The following is a 19746-nucleotide window of genomic DNA, read 5'->3' as shown; positions in this document are numbered from 1 at the left end:
GATGGAACCCGCTTCCACGCTGGCCTGGATCGGTATCGGCGGCAACCTGGGCGACGCCCGCGCCACCGTCGAAACGGCCATTGCGCGGCTGGCGGCGCTGCCGCAGACGCAGTTGCTGCGCAGCTCCTCGCTGTATCGCACCGCGCCCGTCGATGCCAGCGGTGACGATTACGTCAACGCCGTAGCGCTGGTGAGCACCACCCTGCCGGCGCTGGACTTGCTGCATGCCTTGCAGGCCATCGAACTGCAGCACGGACGCGAGCGCCCCTATCGCAATGCGCCGCGTACGCTGGACCTGGATGTGCTGATGTATGGCGAGGCCCGCATCGCGGACCAGGAACTGACCGTGCCGCATCCGCGCATGGTGCAGCGCGCCTTCGTGCTGGCCCCCTTGCTGGAAATCGATGAGAACGCGGTGATACCGGGCGTGGGCGCAGCGCGTCCCCTGCTGGATGCGATCACGGACCAGCCCATCCGCAGAATCTGATCCGTAGAAAATAAAAGGGCGGCCACGCCGCCCTCCTTCCCTCTTCGATCACAGCGCGCTGCCGCTAGCCGTTCCCCGCGCCACCGGACGCAATTCATGCAGGCGGCGATGATGGCCCTTGAGCCACAGCGGTAATTCATGGGCCGGCATGGGCTTGCCGATCAGGTAACCCTGGCCCAGGCTGCAACCGAAGTCTTGCAGCAGCCGCCAGTCTTCCATCGTTTCCACCCCTTCGGCCACGGTCACCAGCTCCAGCCGCTGCGCCATGTCCAGCGCGGATTGCAGGATCACGCGCAGGTTCTTGCGGTCATGCGCGCCATGCACGAAGGAACGGTCGATCTTCAGCTCCGTGAAGGGGATGCGCGCCAGTTGCTGCATCGAGGAAAAGCCGGTGCCGTAATCGTCAATGGACAGCCCGAATCCCTTCAGGCGCAGACGCGCCAGCATGCCCAGCGAATTGCCCTTGTGCGCCACCACCGAACTCTCGGTGATTTCCAGCACCACGTGCTCAGCCGGCAGCGCATGCTTGTCCACCAGTTCCAGGATGCGATGCAGGAAGTCCGGCTTCTCCAGCAACAAGGGCGACAGGTTCACCGCCACCTTGATGGCCAGCCCCCGGCTATGCCAGATGGCGGCCTGCCCCATGGCCTGGTCCATCATGGCCAGGGTGAGCGGATGGATCAGCCCGCATTGCTCGGCCAGCGGGATGAATCGATCCGGCGACACCATCCCGCGCTCGGGATGGATCCAGCGCGCCAGCGCCTCCACCCCCTTGAGGATGCCGGTCTGCACATCCACCTTGGGCTGGAAGTAGGGCAGCACCTGGCCGCCTTCGATGGCCGCGCCCAGGTCGTGCTCGCACATCGAGGGCTGGGGATCGTGATCGGGCTGATGTTCGGTCCCGTGCGGCCGGAACGACTCCAGCGCCGCGCGCAATTGGTGCTGGTTGAGCGGCTTTTGCAGCACGCCGATCAGATTCATCCCCAGCGCGTGGATCATGGTTTCCACCGACAGCAGCAATGAGGTCTCGCGACTGGAGGCGACGATGAGGGGAACGTCGATGCCCTTCTGCTGCAATTGCTGGATCAGCTCGATGCCATCCATGCCCGGCATCTCCAGGTCCACCACCATCAGGCTGGGCGGCAGCTTCAGCAGCCCCAGCAGGTCCAGCGCTTCGTTGCCGTTGCCGGCCTCGTAGATCAGGTCCGCACCCAGCTGCTGCAGCAGCTGCACGCTATGCTGGCGCTGCACCGCGCTGTCATCGACCACCAGCGCGGATTTGATCAGCTCGTTGAGGTTATCGGCAGGCATATTGTTCTATCACGGCAGAGATGTGTTCCAGTGTGATGACGTCACCGACGCCACCCTGTTGTATCGCTTCTTTGGGCATCCCGAAGACCACGCTGCTGGCTTCGTCCTGGGCATAGGTGGCGCCACCGCAATCGGCCAGCTCGCGCATGCCGCGCGCGCCGTCATCGCCCATGCCCGTCATGATGATGCCCACTGCATTGCTGCCAGCGGCCTTGGCCAGCGAGCGGAACAGCACATCCACCGAGGGCTTGTGCCGACTCACCAGCGGGCCGTCGAGTGTTTCCACATAGTACTGCAGGCCCTCCCGCCTGACCACCAGATGCCGCCCTCCGGGAGCGATCAGCACGCGTCCGGGCAGGATCCGGTCGAGATGCTCGGCTTCCTTGACCTCGGCCCCCGAGATCCGGTGCAGCCGCTCGGCAAAGCTGCGGGTAAAGCGCTGCGGCATGTGCTGCACCACCACGATGCCGGGACAACGCTGGCTTAGCTTGCCCAGCACCCGCTCCAGCGCCTGCGGTCCGCCGGTGGACGCGCCAATGGCCACTATCCTTGCCGTGGCCGGCCTGAGCCCATCTTCCGGGCCGGGCGGCTGCAGCACCGCATCGGCCGTATAGCGCTGCAAGACCGCCCCCCAAGCTGCATCATGCAGCATTTCGCGCGCGCCTGCCTTGACCGGGCTCAGTCCCAGGCGCGCTGGCGCCTTCGGCGCACGCTGCCCTTCCCGCGCCTGCATGGCGGCGCGGATCGCGCTGGCCAGTTCCTCCACGGCCTGCTGCAGGAAATCACGCACGCCCAGTTGCGGGCGGGCAATCACGCTCACCGCCCCGGCGGCCAGCGCTTCGGCGGCCAGCGCATTGTCCGGCCCCACGTGCGCACTGCACATGATGACCGGGGTGGGTCGGGTCGCCATGATCTGGCGCAGAAAGCTCACGCCATCCATGCGGGGCATCTTGATATCGAGCACGATCACATCCGGCCATTGCTGCTGCATCTTGCGCAGCGCGAAGACCGGATCGGGCGCCGTGCCGATGACGCGGATATCGGGCGTCTGCGCCAGCACCTGCTGCATCAGCTGGCGCACCACCGAAGAGTCATCGACCACCATGACGCGGATCATCGCTGGCGTGCTCATGCGGGTTTCCGGTAGATCGACGGCGACTGCATGTCCAGCCCCAGGTCCATGCCGTGCAGGGATTCGGAGTGTCCCACCACCAGGTAGCCGCCCGGCCGCAGCCGCGCGATCACGTCGCGCAGCACCTGCAGCTTGGTCTCGCAATCGAAATAGATGATGACGTTGCGCAGGAAGATCAGGTCGTACTGGCCATCGTCATGTTCGTCCAGCCGGGTGAGATTGCGTTGCGCGAACTGGACCTTGGCGCGCAGGTCGGCCTGCACCAGGAAATGCCCCTCGTACTCGCCTACGCCCATGAGGCAATAGCGGCGCAGATACGCGCGCGGGATATTCTGCCCACGCACCATGGGATAGAGCGCGCGCCGGGCGAAACGCAACACCCGCGTGCTGATGTCGGAAGCGAACACCGACCAGCTGGCGCCAGGCCGGTGATGGTCCAGCAGCATGGCCAGGGTATAGGCTTCTTCGCCGGTGGCGCTGGCCGCGCTCCAGATGCGCAGTTGCGGCTGCTGGGCCAGCTGCGGCAGCCATTGCCCCACCACGAAATCGAAGTGGCCCGGTTCGCGGAAAAAATAGGTTTCGTTGGTGGTGATCAGATCGATGGCGCGCTGGCGCTCCTGTGCGCCCGCTTCGCTGCTGATCAGCGCGTGGTACTGGCCCAGGTGGCGCAAGCCCAGTTCGTTGAGGCGTCCCGCCAGGCGGCTCTGCAGCAAGGCCTTCTTGGACAAGGGCAGGTGCAGCCCGATCTGCTGCTTGAACAGGCGCTGGAACAGCAGCATGTCATGGTCGCTGACCTCTTCGTCCAGTGCGATGCCGTGGGGGCCGGTCATTACCGCTACTCCTGCGCCGCACCGCTGATGCTGCCGATGGCTTCAGGCCCGCCACCGAGTGCATCCTCGGCGCTCATGCCCAGGAGACTGGCCAGTTCATCCACCGACAACACCCGTGGCACATCCAGCACTACCAGGAAGCGCTCGTTGACATTGATCATGGCATCGACGAAGTCAGCGCGGATGCCCGCCCCGAAGGAGGGACGCGGTTCGATCTGGTCCACGCCGATGCTCAGCACCGCACTGACCGCATCCACCATCACGCCCAGCAGCAATTGCTGCTCATCCTGCTGCAGCTCCATGATGATGATGCAGGTCCGCTTGGCTACCACGGTGGGAGCACGCCCGAAGCGCACCGACAAGTCGATCACCGGCACCACCGAACCGCGCAGGTTGATCACGCCGCGCAGGAAGGCGGGCATCAGCGGCACCTCGGTCAGGCCGGAAAACTCGATGATCTCGCGGATGCTGGCAATGGGCATGGCGAAGCTCTCGGTTCCCACCAGGAAGGTGAGGAACTGGCGGCTCTCGACCACCTCTTCCTGTGCGCGGCGGCGCTTGCTCTCGCCGTTCAGGGACACGCTAGGCATGGCCTGCTCTCCTTGCTGGTCCGGTTGGGCTCTTCACTGGATGGCTCTCCTCAGAAGCGCTTGAAAGACGATTCATCGACACCGCGCTCATCCTCGGGCGCATCGAGCATGGACAGGCGCCGCACGCTGTCGGACTTGCCGCCCGAGGGCGGCAGCGGCACCGCCTTGCTGGCGCGCGGGGCGTTCTTGCGCGGCTCGCCGACCTGGAAGAAACGCATCAGGTCTTGCAGATGGATGGCCTGGGCGCTCATCTCTTCCGAAGTGGCCGACAGCTCTTCCGAGGCCGAGGCCGTCATCTGGGTAGTCTGCGCCATCTGGTGCACGGCATTGTTGATCTGCTCCAAGCCGGTCGATTGTTCGTGCGAGGCGGCAGCGATCTCCTGCACCAGGTCAGCGGTCTTGCGGATCGACGGGACCATCTGGTTCAACAGGCCGCCGGCCTTCTCGGCCAGGCCCACGCTGGTCTCGGCCACCGCGATGATTTCCTGGGCGGCGCTCTGGGAGCGTTCGGCCAGCTTGCGCACTTCGGCGGCGACCACCGCAAAGCCCTTGCCGTGCTCACCGGCGCGCGCTGCCTCGATGGCCGCGTTCAGGGCCAGCAGATTGGTCTGGTAGGCAATGTCATCGATGATGCCGATCTTGCTGGCGATCTGCTTCATCGCCGCGACCGTCTCGCGCACCGCTTCCCCGCCTTCGGTAGCGGCGCTGGCCGACAGGCTGGCGATGCCATCGGTGGTGCGGGCGTTGTCGGCATTCTGGGCGATGGTGGCGGTGATCTCTTCCACCGAGGCGCTGGTCTCTTCGACGTTGGCGGCCTGCTGCGCGGCATTGTGCGAGAGCGCCTGCGAGGAGGAGGAGATCTGTTCCGAGGCCGAGGCCAGTGAGGTGGCCGTGCCGCTGACATCGCCGATGACATCGGTCCACTTGTTGATCATCTGCTGGGTGCTGTAGAGCACGCTGAGCTTGTCACCCTTGGGCAGCGGTACCACCACGGTGAGATCGCCCTCGGCCACGCGGCGCAGCACGCTCATGGCGTCGCGTGGCTCGCCGCCGATCTGAGAGCGGATGATGCGATAGGACAGCCACAGGCAGGCAAACAGCACCACCACCGAGGCAGCCAGCAGCCAGAAGATCTTCTGTTCCAGCTCGGCGTAGTCCTTGCCGGCCTGCCGCACGTTGGCCTGGGTGCGTTCGTCCACCAAGCGCAGGAAATCGTTGACCGGACTCATCAGCTTGCCGAACAGCGTGCGGTAGGTCTGGTCGAACACCAGTTCCTGGGCCATGGCCTGGTTGGGCGCGCCGATGACGGTGTACTTGCCTTCGCCGTCATCGAACTCACCCTTGACCGCATGAAAGGCCGTGATCTCGATCTTGGCCAGCTGGTCGCCCAGCTTCAGGGCTTCCTGCATCTTGGCCAGTTCTTCGTCGGTGAAGCCGGCGCGCTTCATCAGCTCGCCCAGCGGCACCCCCGGCGCGCCGGGGTCCAGGGCCAGCTTGCGGGCGTTGACCAGGTCCCAGTTGAAGCGGTCATAGTTGGAAGGCCGCGCGCGCTTGCCGTTGCGGATATCCATGATCATGTAGTAACGATCCTCGTCATTCGGATCGCCCGTGGTCACGTAGGCGCGCGCGAACTTGGTCATGTCCTCGGCGGTGCGACGCAGTTCATTGGCCAGCGCCGTGGAGTCGTAACGCGACTGGTGCGCCCGTTCCAGCTCCAGGTTGGCGTCCTTGAGTGCGCCGGTCAGGCTGACCACCACCGCCACCAGGATGGACAGCACCAGGGCCAGCCAGATGAAGAGCTGCTTGATGCTCATCCTGTGGGTCATTGTTTCTCGCATGCTCGCGTCCCCTTGTTCTGGCTTGTGCCTGTCATGGTGCGGAGGCCACGCCGCGTTCGGCATAGGCCTGCGCACTGCCTTGTTCCTGCTGCTGGGTGTGATGGACCAGATGGGCGATGTCCAGGATCAGCGCCACCCGACCATCGCCCAGGATGGTCGATCCCGACAATCCCTTGACCTTGCCGAACAGCCGCCCCAGCGGCTTGATCACCGCCTGGCACTCGCCCAGCAGGCCGTCGACCAGCAGGCCCGCGCGCAGTGGTCCGTACTGGACGATGACCAGGCTGTTGCGCCCGCGCTCGCGCGCCGGCAGGTCGAACAGTTCGCGCAGCGGCACGAAGGGCAAGGGCTCATCGCGCACGTTCACGATATGGCTGCCCGGCTGCTGCGGCGGCATGTCGATGCATTCCACCACCATGTCCAGCGGAATGACGAACACCGCATTGCCCACCACCACCTGGAAACCGGAAATGATGGCCAGCGTCAGCGGCAACCGCAGGCGCACCACAGTGCCGCGCCCGCGTCCGGTATCGATGCTCACTTCGCCATGCAGCGCTTCGATATTGCGCCTGACCACATCCATGCCCACGCCACGCCCCGACAGTTCGGTCACCTGCCGGGCGGTGGAAAAACCGGGCTCGAAGACGAAGCGGTAGATCTCGGCATCGCTCAGTTCGGCATCGGGACTGGCCAGCCCCTGCGCCACCGCCTTGGCCAGGATGGCCTCGCGGTCCATGCCGCGGCCATCGTCCATGACTTCGATGACCACGCTGCCCGATTCATGGATGGCGTTGAGCTGCAGGCTGGCCTTGGCCGGCTTGCCGGCGGCAAGGCGCTCGGCCGCCGGCTCGATGCCATGGTCGATGGCGTTGCGCACGATGTGCATGAGCGGGTCGGCCAGGCGTTCCACCATGGACTTGTCCAGTTCGGTGTCCGAGCCGGTCATGACCAGGTCGATGTCCTTGCCGAGGTCGCGCGCGATGTCGCGCACGATGCGCGGGAAACGCTGGAACACTTCGTTGATCTGCACCATCCGCAAGGTCAGCGCGGCGTCGCGGATCTGCTCCATCAGGGTATCGATGGCCTGGGTGGCTTCCTCGAACTGGCTGTCCTTGCGACGACGCGCGATCAGCCGCGCGCTGGCGCCGGCGATGACCAGCTCGCCGACCAGGTCGATGAGCTGGTCGAGCTTGGAGACTTCGATCTTGATGAATTTCTGTTCCTGGGCGCGACGCTCGTCCAGCGCACGCGGCCGTTGCAGCACGCCCTCTGCCGCCATGGGTTCCACGGCTGCAGCCAGGGCGTCCGACGGCGTGGCGCTGGCGGCCTCCAGGCTCTGCCACTGTGTCTGGTCGAACAGCGCCAGGCCGCGCCATGCGGCGGCCAAGCGGGCGGCGTCCTGCGGGGCCAGACGCGCCAGGCGCTCGGCGTAGGCCGACAGCGGCGCGCGCGGCGGCAGGATGTCGATGCGACTGTCATCACGCACGAACTCGAATACATTTTCCAGCGTCTGCAGCGTGGAGTCCGAGGCCAGGCAGACTTCCATGCCCAGGTAGCAACTCTCGGCATCCATCGCCGCCGCCTCGGGAATGGCCGATTCGACCGTGACCAGCGCCACGATGCGCCCCAGCGAACGCAGGTAGTGCAGGAAGGACAAGGGATCGAGCCCATCGCGCAGCACGTTCTCGTTCAATTGCAGCGAGAGATGCCAATACGGGACGCGGGTGGCGGCCTGATCGGCTGTTGCGCTCTCGCTGCCGGCGGCGCCGCGCAGGGCCGCCAGCGGTACAGGTACAGAGGCGGGCCCGTGGTCCACCGAAAAGGCGGCGACTGCATCGAGTTCGGCCAGCAAGGCGGCGCGCCGCTCGGCATTGGGTTCTTCGGCCTCCTGGCCGCGCTCGATGGCGTCGACCAGTTCGCCGATGTAATCGCTACACTGCAGCAGCAGCGACATCAGATGGCTATCCAGCGCCAGCCTCTCCTCGCGCACCCGCTCCAGCACGTGTTCGAGATGGTGGGTGAACTGGACGATGCTGTCGAAGGCGAACAGGCCGGCCGAGCCCTTGATGGTATGCGCGGCGCGGAAGATGGCGTGGATGCTGTCGCGGCTGGGGCCTTCCATTTCGGTCTGCAACAGGGCCGCCTCCATGGCCACCAGCAATTCGCGGGCTTCCTGCACCATGGCGTGGCGGGCGGAGTCCTTGCTCATGCGGCCTCCATGCCGAAACGCTCATGCAACTGCAACAGGTCGAAGGCGACCAGCAAGGCCGGGCTCGCGCCGACGATGTCCAGGCTGCGCCCCTGTGCGCGCAGTTCGCGTCGCAGCAGCAACAGCAGCTGTATGCCGGCGGTGTCGATCTCGTCCACGCCGGCCAGGTCCAGTTGCACCTGCGGCTGCGCCAGCGTGAGCACGTGCAGCAGCTCGGGCTTGCGCTCGGCGGCCTGGAAAATGGTCAGGCCGCCGCTCACCTGGAGCAGCAGCTTGTCCTCTTGCACGGTGAGGGTCACTGGCATGTTGTGCTTCTCGGCTTTCTCTCGTTCTGTGTTGCTCTGTATTGCTCAACTGTATTGCTCTGTATTGCTCTGTATTGCTGCACTGTATCGGACAGGCCTTGCGCCGCGCTGACGCGTTCAGGGCAAGATCAGCTTGGCCACCGCGTCGAGCAGCACTGGCGGCTGGAAGGGCTTGTGCACCCAGGCGCGGATGCCAGCGGCCTTGCCCTCCTGCTTGCGGGCCTCGCTGCTTTCGGTGGTGAGCATGATGACCGGCGTGAATTTGTAGGCCGGCATCTGCTTCATCTCGCGCACGAAGGACAGGCCGTCCAGATGAGGCATGTTCAGGTCCGAAATGACCAGGTTGAACTTGCGGCCATCCAGGTGGGCCAGGGCCTGCTTGCCGTCGGCGGCTTCCTCGACGTGATAGCCGGCGCTCTTCAAGGCCGCCGAGATGGTCTGGCGCAGGCTGAAAGAGTCATCGACGATCAGTATGTTTTTTTCCATCGCCCGTCCTCAGAAGAAATCCACTTGCGAAGCCGTCGCTGCGCCGCCTTGCTGGCCGGCATGGACCTGGCGCTGTTCCTGGGTGGTATAGGTCTTTTCGAGATCGGCCAGCCATTGCTGCGCACTGGGCAATGCCGCCGGCGCGTCCTCTGCCGCCGCTGCACGCAGACGTGCGATGTCGTGCTGCACATGGTCAAGAATCTGGCTGATGCGATCCTGGAATTGCAGATGGACCAGGATGTCGCAGACTTCGCGGTCCACTTCACGGCTTTCGTCTTCCAGTTGCTCTACGGTGCTGGACAGTTTCATGGCCGACTGGCGGAAATCAGCGATGACCTGGTCGATCACGGCGCGCGATTGTTCCACGATCTCGCCCTCACCGGCAGGAGCCTCGCCGGACGCGCCCAGCACCGCCTGGATCTGCTGGCGCGCGCTCTTGGCGCGGGCGGCGATCTGGCGGCTGTTTTCGGCAGAACGCTCGGCCAGCTCCTGCCAGCTCTGCTCACTGCTCAGGAGATCGGTCACGCCGGTCTGCCCGGCCAGTTGCTCGTTCTGCTGGGCCAGGCGACGGATCTCGTCGTTGGCGGCCAAGAGCGTATCCAGGCGGCTGGCCAGCGCCTGGCGTGAGCTGAGCATGCCTTCCAGCGCCGTGGCGATGCCGCCCAACTGGTCGGCCGCATGCTGGACGGTCTGCAGGATTTCGCCGCCCGCGCCGTGACGGGCCGGGTCGAGCGTCCCCTCCAGCCGTTCGTGGATGCCGACGAAACGCGCGGTCAGGCTATCGATGGCCGATTGCGTCTGCGCCCGCGCCAATTGCACATTGCCCTGCCAGACCGGCAGCACCTCGCGCAGCAGGCCGTCGAGTTGCTGGCCGGCATCGTCCTGCGCGGCGGCGGCCGCCGGCGGCGCTGGCAGTGCTGGCGCGACTGCGCTGGCCTGGGCTGGCGGCGGCGGGGCCGGCAGGCAGGTCAGGTAGAACGCGCCGCCGATGAGCAAGCCCACCAGCGCACCCAGCCACCAGTGCTGCGCCAGCATCATGAACAACAACAGGTTCACCAGGCACAGCGCCGGCAAGATATTGCGAAGCGATTTCACAGCCACTATCCCAAGGTCGTCATCATCAGTCATGGCCGGCGGGCGGATTGGCCTGCCCGTTGCCCGCCGTCGGCGTTTTTCATTGCGTCAGTCAATCTGTCAGGCCTTCGTCAGGGTGTTTACGGCATCTCTGCGCTGATCTTTTGGCAACAGGAAAAATATTCACACTGATTTTCATCTGACCAGTCCGAATGGACCGGTTGGTGCAGGCTGCCCCTGGCACTAAAGGCGGGCGCTGCCGGTCTATCGTGCAAGCGCACCTGTGGACAGCTTATTGTGCGGCTAGCCCGCAGCAGTCCTTGCGAGGAATAGGGGCCGGTTTACGCCTGAGTTGTGGTTCATGGCGACATCGACCATGGGTGCGTTATCAGAGAACAAACATCTCCCTGGGGCAGTGCAGCGCCGCAGAGGATGAAATCAACTACAATGCCGCACCCGGCGCGCCCGGGGGAAAGACACCATGGAACTGGAAAGCTACCGCTACATTGCAATCGACGGCCCCATCGGGGCGGGCAAGACCTCACTGGCCACGCGCCTGGCGACGTTGTGGGGAGCGCAAGCCTTGCTGGAACAGCCGGAGGGCAATCCCTTCCTGGCCGAGTTCTACCGGGATGCGGCGCGGCATGCCTTCCAGACCCAGGCTTTCTTCCTGCTGCAACGCATGGGGCAGTTGCAGGCGCCACTGGATCCGGCGCTGGCCGAGGGCCGTTTCATCGCCGACTTCATGCTGGAAAAGAACATCCTGTTCGCCCAGCTGACCCTGGCCGGCGACGAACTGGCGCTCTACGACGCCCTGCATCGCCAGTTGCAGCCGCAGGTGCGCATTCCGGACCTGGTGATCCACCTGCAGGCGCCGCCGGAGGTCTTGCAGGCCCGCATCGGCGCACGCGGCATCGCCATGGAGCAGGCCATCTCGCTGGATTACCTGCAACGGCTGTCGGAATGCTACAGTCATTTTTTCTATCACTACGAAGACGCGCCGGTGCTGACCGTCAACACCGAGCATCTGGATCCGGCCCACAACGACGCCGATCTGGCCATCCTGCTGCAGCACATCCAGCAGATGCACGGCAAGCGCGCCTTTCTCAATCACGGAGGTTGAATTCTTCATGGCAGGCTATCTTCAGGAATCGGGCGCCGCACGCGCCAAGCCGGTGACCACCCACACCCTGCAGGCCATGCGCGCCAAGGGCGACAAGATCAGCATGCTGACCTGTTATGACGCCAGCTTTGCTACGCTCATGGAGCGCGCCGGGCTGGACACGGTCTTGATCGGCGACTCGCTGGGCATGGTCTGCCAGGGCCATGATTCGACCCTGCCGGTGACGATCCAGGATGTGGCCTACCACACGGCGGCGGTGGCGCGCGGCACGCGCACCATGCTGATCATCGCCGACCTGCCCTTCGGCACCTATCCGACCCGCGAAGAAGCCTTCCGCAATGCCGCCCTGCTGATGCAGGCCGGCGCGCAGATGATCAAGCTCGAAGGGGGCGTCTGGCTGGCCGATACCATCAAGTTCCTCACTGAGCGCGGCATCCCGGTGTGCGCCCACATCGGCTTGACGCCGCAATCGGTGCACCAGCTGGGCGGCTTCAAGGTCCAGGGCAAGACCAGCGATGGCGCGACCCAATTGCATGCCGATGCGCTGGCCGTGCAACAGGCGGGCGCCTCGCTGGTGGTGATCGAAGCGGTGCCCGCCACGCTGGGCAAGGAAGTGACCGACCGCCTGAGCATTCCTACCATCGGCATTGGCGCCGGCCCTGATTGCTCGGGCCAGGTGCTGGTGATGCATGACATGCTGGGTGTCTTCCCCGGCCACAAGAGCCGCTTCGTGCGCAACTTCATGGACGGGGCCAGCGGCATCGAGGAGGCGGTGCGCCGCTATGTGGCTGCGGTCAAGGACGGCAGCTTCCCGGCGCAGGAGCATTGCTTCTGATTGTTCGCAGTCAGGCTGTGGACAAGAAAAAGGCCAGCGATGTCGCTGGCCTTTTGCTTTGTTGCTGCAGCTGAAGCTGAAGTTGAAACTGCGGCTTACTCGAAGAATTCCTTGACCTTGTCCTTCCAGGTCTTGGTCTGCGGGCTGTGCTTGGCGCCGCCTTCGGTGGTGAGCTGCTCGAACTCGCGCAGCAGTTCCTTCTGGCGTTCGGTCAGCTTGACCGGAGTTTCCACCACGACGTGGCAGAACAGGTCGCCCGGATAACCGGACCGCACTCCCTTGATGCCCTTGCCGCGCAGACGGAAGGTCTTGCCGCTCTGGGTGCCTTCGGGAATCGAGAAGGAAGCCTTGCCGTTGAGCGTGGGGGCTTCGATCTCGCCGCCCAGCGCGGCCTTGGCGAAGGAGATCGGCATTTCGCAATGCAGGTCGTCGCCATCGCGCTGGAAGACGTCGTGCGGCTTGATGTGGATTTCCACATACAGGTCGCCCGGAGGACCGCCGTTGACGCCCGGCTCGCCGTTGCCGGAGGAGCGGATGCGCATGCCATCGTCGATGCCTTCGGGAATCTTCACCTCCAGCGTCTTGTTGCGCTTGATGCGGCCAGCGCCGGCGCAGGTAGGGCAGGGTTCCGGAATGATCTTGCCGCTGCCGTGGCACTTCGGGCAGGTCTGCTGGATGCTGAAGAAGCCCTGCTGCATGCGCACCTGGCCATGACCGCCGCAGGTGGTGCAAGTGACCGGCGAAGTGCCGGGCTTGGCGCCGCTGCCGTGGCAGGTATCGCACTGGTCCCAGGACGGCACGCGGATGGTGGTGTCGAAGCCGTGGGCGGCCTGCTCCAGCGTGATCTCCAGGTTGTAGCGCAGGTCGGCGCCGCGATAGACCTGCGGACCGGCACTGCGACCGCGGCCTCCGCCGCCGCCAAAGATGTCGCCGAAGATGTCGCCGAAGGCATCGGCAAAGCCGCCTGCGCCCGCACCGCCGCCTGCTCCCATGTTGGGATCGACGCCGGCATGGCCGTAGCGGTCGTAGGCCTCGCGCTTCTGCGGGTCCGACAGCATCTCGTAGGCTTCCTTGACCTCCTTGAACTTGTCTTCCGCGCCCTTGCTGTCGGGGTTGCGGTCAGGATGGTACTTCATCGCCAGCTTGCGATAAGCCTTCTTGATCTCGTCGTCGCTGGCGTTCTTCGCCAGTCCGAGCACTTCGTAAAAATCACGTTTTGCCATGTTGTATAACCCACCTTGTTATTGTGTTCCGTCGCTGCTGCGATGGCCTGCATCTGCGGCCGCGCAAGCACGACCGGAAACCAACAATGTGAAAAAGCCGAGTTCAGCTTTTGACTGCGGACTCGGCGTACCGGCCTGGCCGAAAAGACAACCCGGCCGGGTGGATGCTTCTGGAGCTCGTTCCTAAAAATCCGCCCGGGCTGCGGAAAATCCGCACCCGGGCGCGAGTGTAGACCTCAGATGAAACGAGGTTCAGACCCGGATTACTTCACTTCCTTGAAGTCGGCGTCGACCACGTTGTCGTCCTTGGGCGCAGCACCGGCAGCACCAGCCTGGGCGCCTGCGGCGCCGGCGGCGCCACCGGCGGCAGCGGCTTGCGCCTGCTGGTCGGCGTACATCTTCTCGCCCAGCTTCTGGGCGGCGGTCGACAGCGCCTCGGTCTTGGCGTCGATGGCGGCCTTGTCGTCACCCTTCAACGCTTCTTCCAGGTTCTTGATGGCGGCTTCGATGACGTCCTTCTCACCGGCTTCCAGCTTGTCGCCGTATTCGCCCAGCGCCTTCTTGGTCGAGTGTACCAGCGCATCGCCCTGGTTACGGGTCTCGGCCAGTTCCTTCAGGCGCTTGTCTTCCTCGGCGTTGGCTTCGGCGTCGCGCACCATCTTTTCGATCTCTTCCTCATTCAGGCCGGAGTTGGCCTTGATGGTGATCTTGTTTTCCTTGCCGGTGGCCTTGTCCTTGGCGCCCACGTGCAGGATGCCGTTGGCGTCGATGTCGAAGGTCACTTCGATCTGCGGGGTGCCGCGCGGCGCCGGCGGGATGCCTTCCAGGTTGAATTCGCCCAGGGCCTTGTTGCCCACGGCCATTTCACGCTCGCCCTGGTAGACCTTGATGGTCACGGCCGGCTGGTTGTCGTCGGCGGTGGAGAACACCTGGCTGAACTTGGTCGGGATGGTGGTGTTCTTCTTGATCATCTTGGTCATGACGCCGCCCATGGTTTCGATACCCAGCGACAGCGGGGTCACGTCCAGCAGCAGCACGTCCTTGCGGTCGCCCGAGAGGACCGAACCCTGGATGGCGGCGCCCACGGCGACGGCTTCGTCAGGGTTGACGTCACGGCGCGGATCCTTGCCGAAGAATTCCTTGACCTTCTCGATGACCTTGGGCATGCGGGTCATGCCGCCGACCAGGATCACGTCGTCGATGTCGGAGACCTTCACGCCGGCATCCTTGATGGCGGTGCGGCAGGGCTCGATGGTCTTGGCGATCAGTTCCTCGACCAGCGATTCCAGCTTGGCGCGGGTGATCTTCAGGTTCAGGTGGACCGGCGCGCCATTGGCCATGGCGATGTAGGGCTCGTTGATCTCGGTCTGTTGCGAGGACGACAGCTCGATCTTGGCGCGCTCGGCCGAGGCCTTGATGCGCTGCAGGGCGATGGCGTCCTTGGACAGGTCCAGGCCGTTGATCTTCTTGAACTCGTCGATGATGTAGTCGATCAGGCGCTGGTCGAAGTCTTCGCCACCCAGGAAGGTGTCACCGTTGGTGGAGAGCACTTCGAACTGCTTTTCGCCATCGACATCGGCGATTTCGATGATGGACACGTCGAAGGTGCCGCCGCCGAGGTCATACACGGCGATCTTGCGGTCACCCTTTTCCGCCTTGTCCAGGCCGAAGGCCAGTGCAGCTGCGGTCGGCTCGTTGATGATGCGCTTGACGTCCAGACCGGCGATGCGGCCAGCGTCCTTGGTGGCCTGGCGCTGGGCGTCGTTGAAGTAGGCCGGCACCGTGATGACGGCTTCGGTGACTTCTTCGCCCAGGTAGTCCTCGGCGGTCTTCTTCATCTTGCGCAGCACTTCTGCCGAGATCTGCGGCGGCGCCAGCTTCTTGTCGCGCACGCCGATCCAGGCGTCGCCGTTGTCGGCGGCCACGATCTGGTAGGGCATCAGGTTGATGTCCTTCTGCACTTCCTTCTCGGTGAACTTGCGACCGATCAGACGCTTGGCGGCGTAGATGGTGTTCTTGGGGTTGGTGACGGCCTGGCGCTTGGCGGGTGCGCCGACCAGAATCTCGCCGTCTTCCTGATAGGCGATGATGGAAGGCGTGGTACGCGCGCCTTCGGAGTTCTCGATCACCTTGGGCTGGTTGCCTTCCATGACGGCAACGCAAGAGTTGGTGGTGCCCAGGTCAATGCCAATGATTTTTCCCATGATTTTTCCTTCGATCTTTCAGCCCTGGATGCCGGGCTACAGTAGTTTTGAATGGTTTTAATATGTGGAGGAAAGATGGACTTTCAAGCGCCGGAACCACCGGAATAAGCAAAAATGATGCCTTTTCCCTTGTTCCCCTCCCGGCGCCGGTCCGCTTACTTTCCCTGGGCGACCGTCACCAGCGCCGGACGCAGCAGGCGCTCGGAAATCATATAGCCTTTTTGCAGCACGGCCACCACGGTATTGGCTTCCTGCTCGGCCGGCACGGCCGAGACGGCCTGGTGCTTCATGGGGTCCAGCTTGTCACCGGCCTGCGGGTTGACCTCTTGCAGCTTGTTCTTCTCAAAGGCCGAGGAGAGTTGCTTCAAGGTCATGTCCACGCCTTCCTTGAGCGATTCCAGGGAAGCGTTTTCGATCTTCAGGGCCATTTCCAGGCTGTCCTTGACGGCCAAGAGCGACTCGGCAAAGCCTTCGATAGCGAACTTATGGGCCTTGGCGATGTCTTCCTGAGCACGGCGGCGGATGTTCTCGCCTTCGGCACGGGCGCGCAGGAAGGCGTCCTGCAGCTCGGCAGCCTTGGCTTCGGCGGCGGCCAGCTTGTCTTCCAGGGTCGGCTCGGCGGCAGCAGCCGGTGCAGCCTGCTCGGCTGCGGTGGCAGCGGCGGCGTCAGCAGCCTGGTTGTCTTGCTGGACGGATTGGGCTTCCTGTTTTTCCATGTCTTGCATTCCTGAATTACCTCCAACAAATCAATAGGTTACGTACGTGCGGCAGGCGCTTGCAGCACGCCACCCGACCACGGGATGCGGCTCAAGTAAGGCATGTCCCTAGTTTTTCAAGGGCTTTTTGCCTATTCCTGCCGATGCGAGAATAAAAATGTCACGCGCGCTTACAGAAATTACCGAGCTGAGCTACAAGTTAATACGAGCTCAACCTAATATGAATTCAAGCCCGGCCGTGGGCCCGCTTCCCCGTTTGCCTCTTTTTCTTCACTCTTGTCGCGCCAACAAGGTGTCATCATGAAACTGCCCCTGCTTGCAGCCACCCTCCTGGTCGCCCTCTACAGCCTGCTGGCCACAGCCTGGATCAGCTATACCCATCTGGTCGGCGAGTTCACGCTCTGACCAGCGGGGCTGCTGATTACTTCAAGGCAAGAATAGTTGCCACTGGGATCGGCTACATTGCCAAAACGCCAAGCAAAAGGAACTAGCCTGCTATTTTAGCAGGCCAGTAGGAGCGGGCCGGCAATTCCGGCCGCGCCCTTCATTTCCACCGGGAAAATTATTGAGGCGCACCCAGCGCCTTGGCGCGCTCTGCCGAAATGGCGGCGTCTTGCGCCATCTGCTCGCGGGCGGCGGCATTGCTCATGGTCGGCCAGCCGGCCAGGTGCTGTTCGACGATCTCGACCATGCCGGCAATCCAGGCCGGGGACTCGTTCAGGCAGGGGATGAAGTGGAATTCCTTGCCGCCGGCATGCAGGAACTCATCCTTGACCTCCATCGCAATCTCTTCCAGGGTTTCCAGGCAGTCGCTGGTAAAGCCCGGACACATCACGTCGATGCGGCGCACGCCTTGCCGCCCCAGCGCCTGTACGGTGGGCGCGGTGTAGGGCTGCAGCCATTCGGCCTTGCCGAAGCGCGACTGGAAGGTGACCAGGTATTGCTCATCGTTCAGGCCCAGCGATTGCGCCAGCAGCCGCGCCGTCTTGTAGCACTCGCAATGATAGGGATCGCCCAGTTCCAGGGTGCGCTTGGGCACGCCGTGGAAACTCATGACCAGCTTGTCGGGCCGCCCGTTGACTTCCCAGTGATCCAGCACCGACTGGCGCAGCGCCTGGATGTAGCCATCCTGGTCATGGTAATTGCGGATCAGGCGCAGCTCGGGAATGTTGCGCACCTTGCGGTAATGATCGAAGACCGCGTCGAAGATCGATGCCGTGGTCGTCCCGGAATACTGGGGATAGGCGGGCAGCACCAGGATGCGGGTGCAGCCCTGCTGCTTGAGCTGGTCCAGCACCTGCGGCAGCGATGGCGATCCATAACGCATCGCATGCACCACCTGCAGCTGGTGATGGCCGCGCGCGGCCAGCTGCGCACCGAGGGCAGCGGCCTGGCGCTCGGTATGCACGCGCAGGGGCGAGCCTTGCTCGGTCCAGATGCTGGCGTACTTCTCGGCGGACTTGGAAGACCGGAACGGCAGGATGACGCCATTGAGGATGAACCACCAGACGGCGCGCGGTATCTCGACCACGCGCGGGTCCGACAGGAACTGCCCGAGGTAGCGCCGCAGGGCAGGCGCATTGGGCGCGTCGGGAGTGCCCAGGTTGACCAGCACGATGGCGGTGGAGGCGGAACTGCCGTGGGTATGCTTCGGTTCGGTGCGAAAGGCCATGGTCGATTCTGTTGGTGTTCTTGTAAGGGAGACCGACGCGCAGCTCAGGAGGCCAGCAGCTCGCGGGCGTGCTTGCGCGTGGTGGCGGTGATTTCCAGGCCGCCCAGCATGCGGGCGATTTCTTCCACGCGCGCCTTGGCGTCGAGCCCGTCGATATCGGACAGGGTCTTGCCGCCCTCGCTGCGCTTCTTGACCTGGTAGTGCTGGTTGGCCTGGCTGGCCACCTGCGGCAGGTGGGTCACGCACAGCACCTGGCGATCCTGGCCCAGGCGCTTCAACAAGCGTCCGACCACCTCGGCCACGGCGCCGCCGATGCCGCTGTCGACTTCGTCGAAGATCAGGGTGGGAATGCTGGTAGCGGCCGAGGCGATCACCGAAATGGCCAGCGAGATACGCGCCAGTTCGCCGCCGGACGCCACCTTGGCCAGGGCCCGCGGGGCCACGCCGGCGTGGCCGGCGACCAGGAATTCCACCTGCTCCAGCCCGTAGGCGGCCGGTTCGACTTCATTCAGGGCAATCTCAAAGCGCCCACCCGCCATCGACAGGTCCTGCATCGCCGCCGTCACCGCCTCACCCAGCGCAGCAGCGGCCTTGGCGCGCGCCTTGGAGAGTTTCTGGGCCAGGGCGAGATAGGCTTGCCTGAGCTTGTCTTCCTGCGCGCGCAGGGCGTCGAGGTCGCTGGCGTCGGCCAGCTGCTTCAATTGTTCGGAGAGCTTGCGGTATTCCTCGGGCAGCTCATCAGGCTGTACGTGGAACTTGCGGGCGGTGGAGTGGATGGCTTCGAGGCGCTCTTCCACTTCCTGCAGGCGCGCCGGATCGAGTTCGACCCGCCCCAGGTAATCGTTCAAGGCATAGACCGCTTCCTGCAGCTGGATCTGCGCTGGCTCGAGGGCATCGAGTACAGGCTTCAGGGCGGTATCGACATCGACCAGCTTGGTGAGCTTCTGCGTGATCGAGGACAGCTGCGAGAGGATGGGCGACTCCGATTCCGAGATCACGCCCAGCGCTTCCTGCGCCCCGCTGATGAGCGCGGCGGCATGCGAGAGACGGCTGTGCTCGGTGCTGATCTCGGCCCATTCGCCGGGCTTGACCGCCAGCTTGTGCAGCTCGGCCACCTGCCACTCCAGGCGCTCGCGCTCCAGCAGCACATTGCGCGCATCCTGCTCGAACTGTTCGCGCTGGCGCGCCAGCGCACGCCAGGTCTTGTAGGACGCAGCTACCTCGCGCGCCTGCTCCAGGAGGCCGGCCTGGCTGTCCAGCAACTGGCGCTGGGCGTCGGCCTTCATCAGCGACTGGTGCGCATGCTGGCCGTGGATATCGACCAGCATCTCGCCGACTTCGCGCAACTGCGCGGCGGTGGCGGCGCTGCCATTGATATAGGCCTTGCTGCGCCCGGCATTGTCGATCACCCGGCGCAGCAGCACGCCACCGTGCTCGTCGGCGAATTCGTGTTCTTCCAGCCAGGCCTGGACCTCGGGGGTCGCGCTGAAGTCAGCGCTCACGTCCGCCTTGGCCGCGCCCTCGCGCACCACGCTGGGATCGCCCCGTCCGCCCAGGGCCAGCGCCAGGGCATCGATGAGGATGGATTTGCCGGCGCCAGTCTCGCCGGTGAAGACGGAAAATCCGCGCGCGAATTCGAGCTCGATGGCATCGACAATCACGAAGTCGCGGATCGTTAAGGTACGCAGCATGGTGGTCTCGCAGCGGGTTG

The 19746-nt window shown here is 64.3% G+C and carries 17 protein-coding genes; 3 read left to right on the top strand and 14 right to left on the bottom strand.

Annotated elements, in window-relative coordinates:
- Position 1: 1 nt before the first annotated feature.
- Positions 2–487, top strand: coding sequence for a 2-amino-4-hydroxy-6-hydroxymethyldihydropteridine diphosphokinase (folK, locus tag ACP92_RS03140; RefSeq protein WP_013232665.1), 486 nt, complete (start codon positions 2–4; stop codon positions 485–487).
- Positions 488–535: 48 nt separating this feature from the next.
- Here the strand turns inward: folK and ACP92_RS03135 are convergent, their stop codons facing one another.
- The 9 genes from ACP92_RS03135 to ACP92_RS03095 all read right to left on the bottom strand — a co-directional run bounded on the left by ACP92_RS03135 (position 536) and on the right by ACP92_RS03095 (position 10283).
- Complete coding sequence (locus ACP92_RS03135) at positions 536–1798, bottom strand: EAL domain-containing response regulator (protein WP_013232664.1); 1263 nt, start codon at positions 1796–1798, stop codon at positions 536–538.
- Complete coding sequence (locus ACP92_RS03130; RefSeq protein WP_013232663.1) at positions 1785–2930, bottom strand: protein-glutamate methylesterase/protein-glutamine glutaminase; 1146 nt, start codon at positions 2928–2930, stop codon at positions 1785–1787. The genes ACP92_RS03135 and ACP92_RS03130 overlap by 14 nt, the downstream gene beginning before the upstream one ends.
- On the bottom strand, positions 2927–3760 hold the full coding sequence (locus ACP92_RS03125) for a CheR family methyltransferase (RefSeq protein ID WP_013232662.1): 834 nt from the start codon (positions 3758–3760) through the stop codon (positions 2927–2929). The genes ACP92_RS03130 and ACP92_RS03125 overlap by 4 nt, the downstream gene beginning before the upstream one ends.
- Positions 3761–3765: 5 nt before the next feature.
- Positions 3766–4350, bottom strand: coding sequence for a chemotaxis protein CheW (locus ACP92_RS03120; protein ID WP_013232661.1), 585 nt, complete (start codon positions 4348–4350; stop codon positions 3766–3768).
- A gap of 50 nt (positions 4351–4400) precedes the next feature.
- Positions 4401–6188, bottom strand: coding sequence for a methyl-accepting chemotaxis protein (locus ACP92_RS03115; RefSeq protein WP_013232660.1), 1788 nt, complete (start codon positions 6186–6188; stop codon positions 4401–4403).
- Positions 6189–6219: 31 nt separating this feature from the next.
- Positions 6220–8397 carry a chemotaxis protein CheA gene (locus ACP92_RS03110; RefSeq protein WP_013232659.1) on the bottom strand — a complete coding sequence of 726 codons (2178 nt, stop codon included), beginning with the start codon at positions 8395–8397 and terminating at the stop codon, positions 6220–6222.
- Positions 8394–8702, bottom strand: coding sequence for an STAS domain-containing protein (locus ACP92_RS03105; protein WP_013232658.1), 309 nt, complete (start codon positions 8700–8702; stop codon positions 8394–8396). The genes ACP92_RS03110 and ACP92_RS03105 overlap by 4 nt, the downstream gene beginning before the upstream one ends.
- Before the next feature lie 117 nt (positions 8703–8819).
- Positions 8820–9188 carry a response regulator gene (locus ACP92_RS03100; protein WP_013232657.1) on the bottom strand — a complete coding sequence of 123 codons (369 nt, stop codon included), beginning with the start codon at positions 9186–9188 and terminating at the stop codon, positions 8820–8822.
- 9 nt (positions 9189–9197) lie between these two features.
- Positions 9198–10283, bottom strand: coding sequence for a chemotaxis protein (locus ACP92_RS03095; RefSeq protein WP_048348492.1), 1086 nt, complete (start codon positions 10281–10283; stop codon positions 9198–9200).
- A gap of 460 nt (positions 10284–10743) precedes the next feature.
- On the opposite strand from ACP92_RS03095, the gene ACP92_RS03090 reads away from it, so the two are divergent.
- Together ACP92_RS03090 and panB are read left to right on the top strand one after the other, a co-directional pair.
- Positions 10744–11385, top strand: coding sequence for a deoxynucleoside kinase (locus ACP92_RS03090; protein WP_013232655.1), 642 nt, complete (start codon positions 10744–10746; stop codon positions 11383–11385).
- Positions 11386–11392: 7 nt separating this feature from the next.
- Entirely contained in the window at positions 11393–12220 is an 828-nt protein-coding gene (panB, locus tag ACP92_RS03085; RefSeq protein WP_013232654.1) for a 3-methyl-2-oxobutanoate hydroxymethyltransferase, read from the top strand.
- A gap of 95 nt (positions 12221–12315) precedes the next feature.
- Here panB and dnaJ read toward each other — a convergent pair whose 3' ends face one another.
- The 5 genes from dnaJ to recN all read right to left on the bottom strand — a co-directional run bounded on the left by dnaJ (position 12316) and on the right by recN (position 19726).
- On the bottom strand, positions 12316–13443 hold the full coding sequence (gene dnaJ, locus ACP92_RS03080; RefSeq protein WP_013232653.1) for a molecular chaperone DnaJ: 1128 nt from the start codon (positions 13441–13443) through the stop codon (positions 12316–12318).
- Positions 13444–13706: 263 nt separating this feature from the next.
- Positions 13707–15647, bottom strand: a complete 1941-nt coding sequence (gene dnaK, locus ACP92_RS03075; protein ID WP_013232652.1) for a molecular chaperone DnaK — start codon at positions 15645–15647, stop codon at positions 13707–13709.
- A 155-nt stretch (positions 15648–15802) separates the two neighbouring features.
- Positions 15803–16372: a nucleotide exchange factor GrpE gene (gene grpE / locus ACP92_RS03070; RefSeq protein ID WP_013232651.1), complete on the bottom strand. Its 570-nt coding sequence runs from the start codon at positions 16370–16372 to the stop codon at positions 15803–15805.
- Positions 16373–16925: 553 nt separating this feature from the next.
- The gene (hemH, locus tag ACP92_RS03065; RefSeq protein WP_013232650.1) at positions 16926–18035 is read right to left on the bottom strand and encodes a ferrochelatase; all 1110 of its coding nucleotides are present in this window, start codon (positions 18033–18035) and stop codon (positions 16926–16928) included.
- A 44-nt stretch (positions 18036–18079) separates the two neighbouring features.
- Positions 18080–19726, bottom strand: a complete 1647-nt coding sequence (gene recN, locus ACP92_RS03060; protein ID WP_013232649.1) for a DNA repair protein RecN — start codon at positions 19724–19726, stop codon at positions 18080–18082.
- Between the last annotated feature and the right edge of the window lie 20 nt (positions 19727–19746).

This window comes from Herbaspirillum seropedicae, assembly GCF_001040945.1.
Classification (GTDB): Bacteria; Pseudomonadota; Gammaproteobacteria; order Burkholderiales; family Burkholderiaceae_D; genus Herbaspirillum; species Herbaspirillum seropedicae.
Note: the sequence above shows the minus strand (reverse complement) of the source record. Positions and strands in the feature narration are given on the sequence as shown.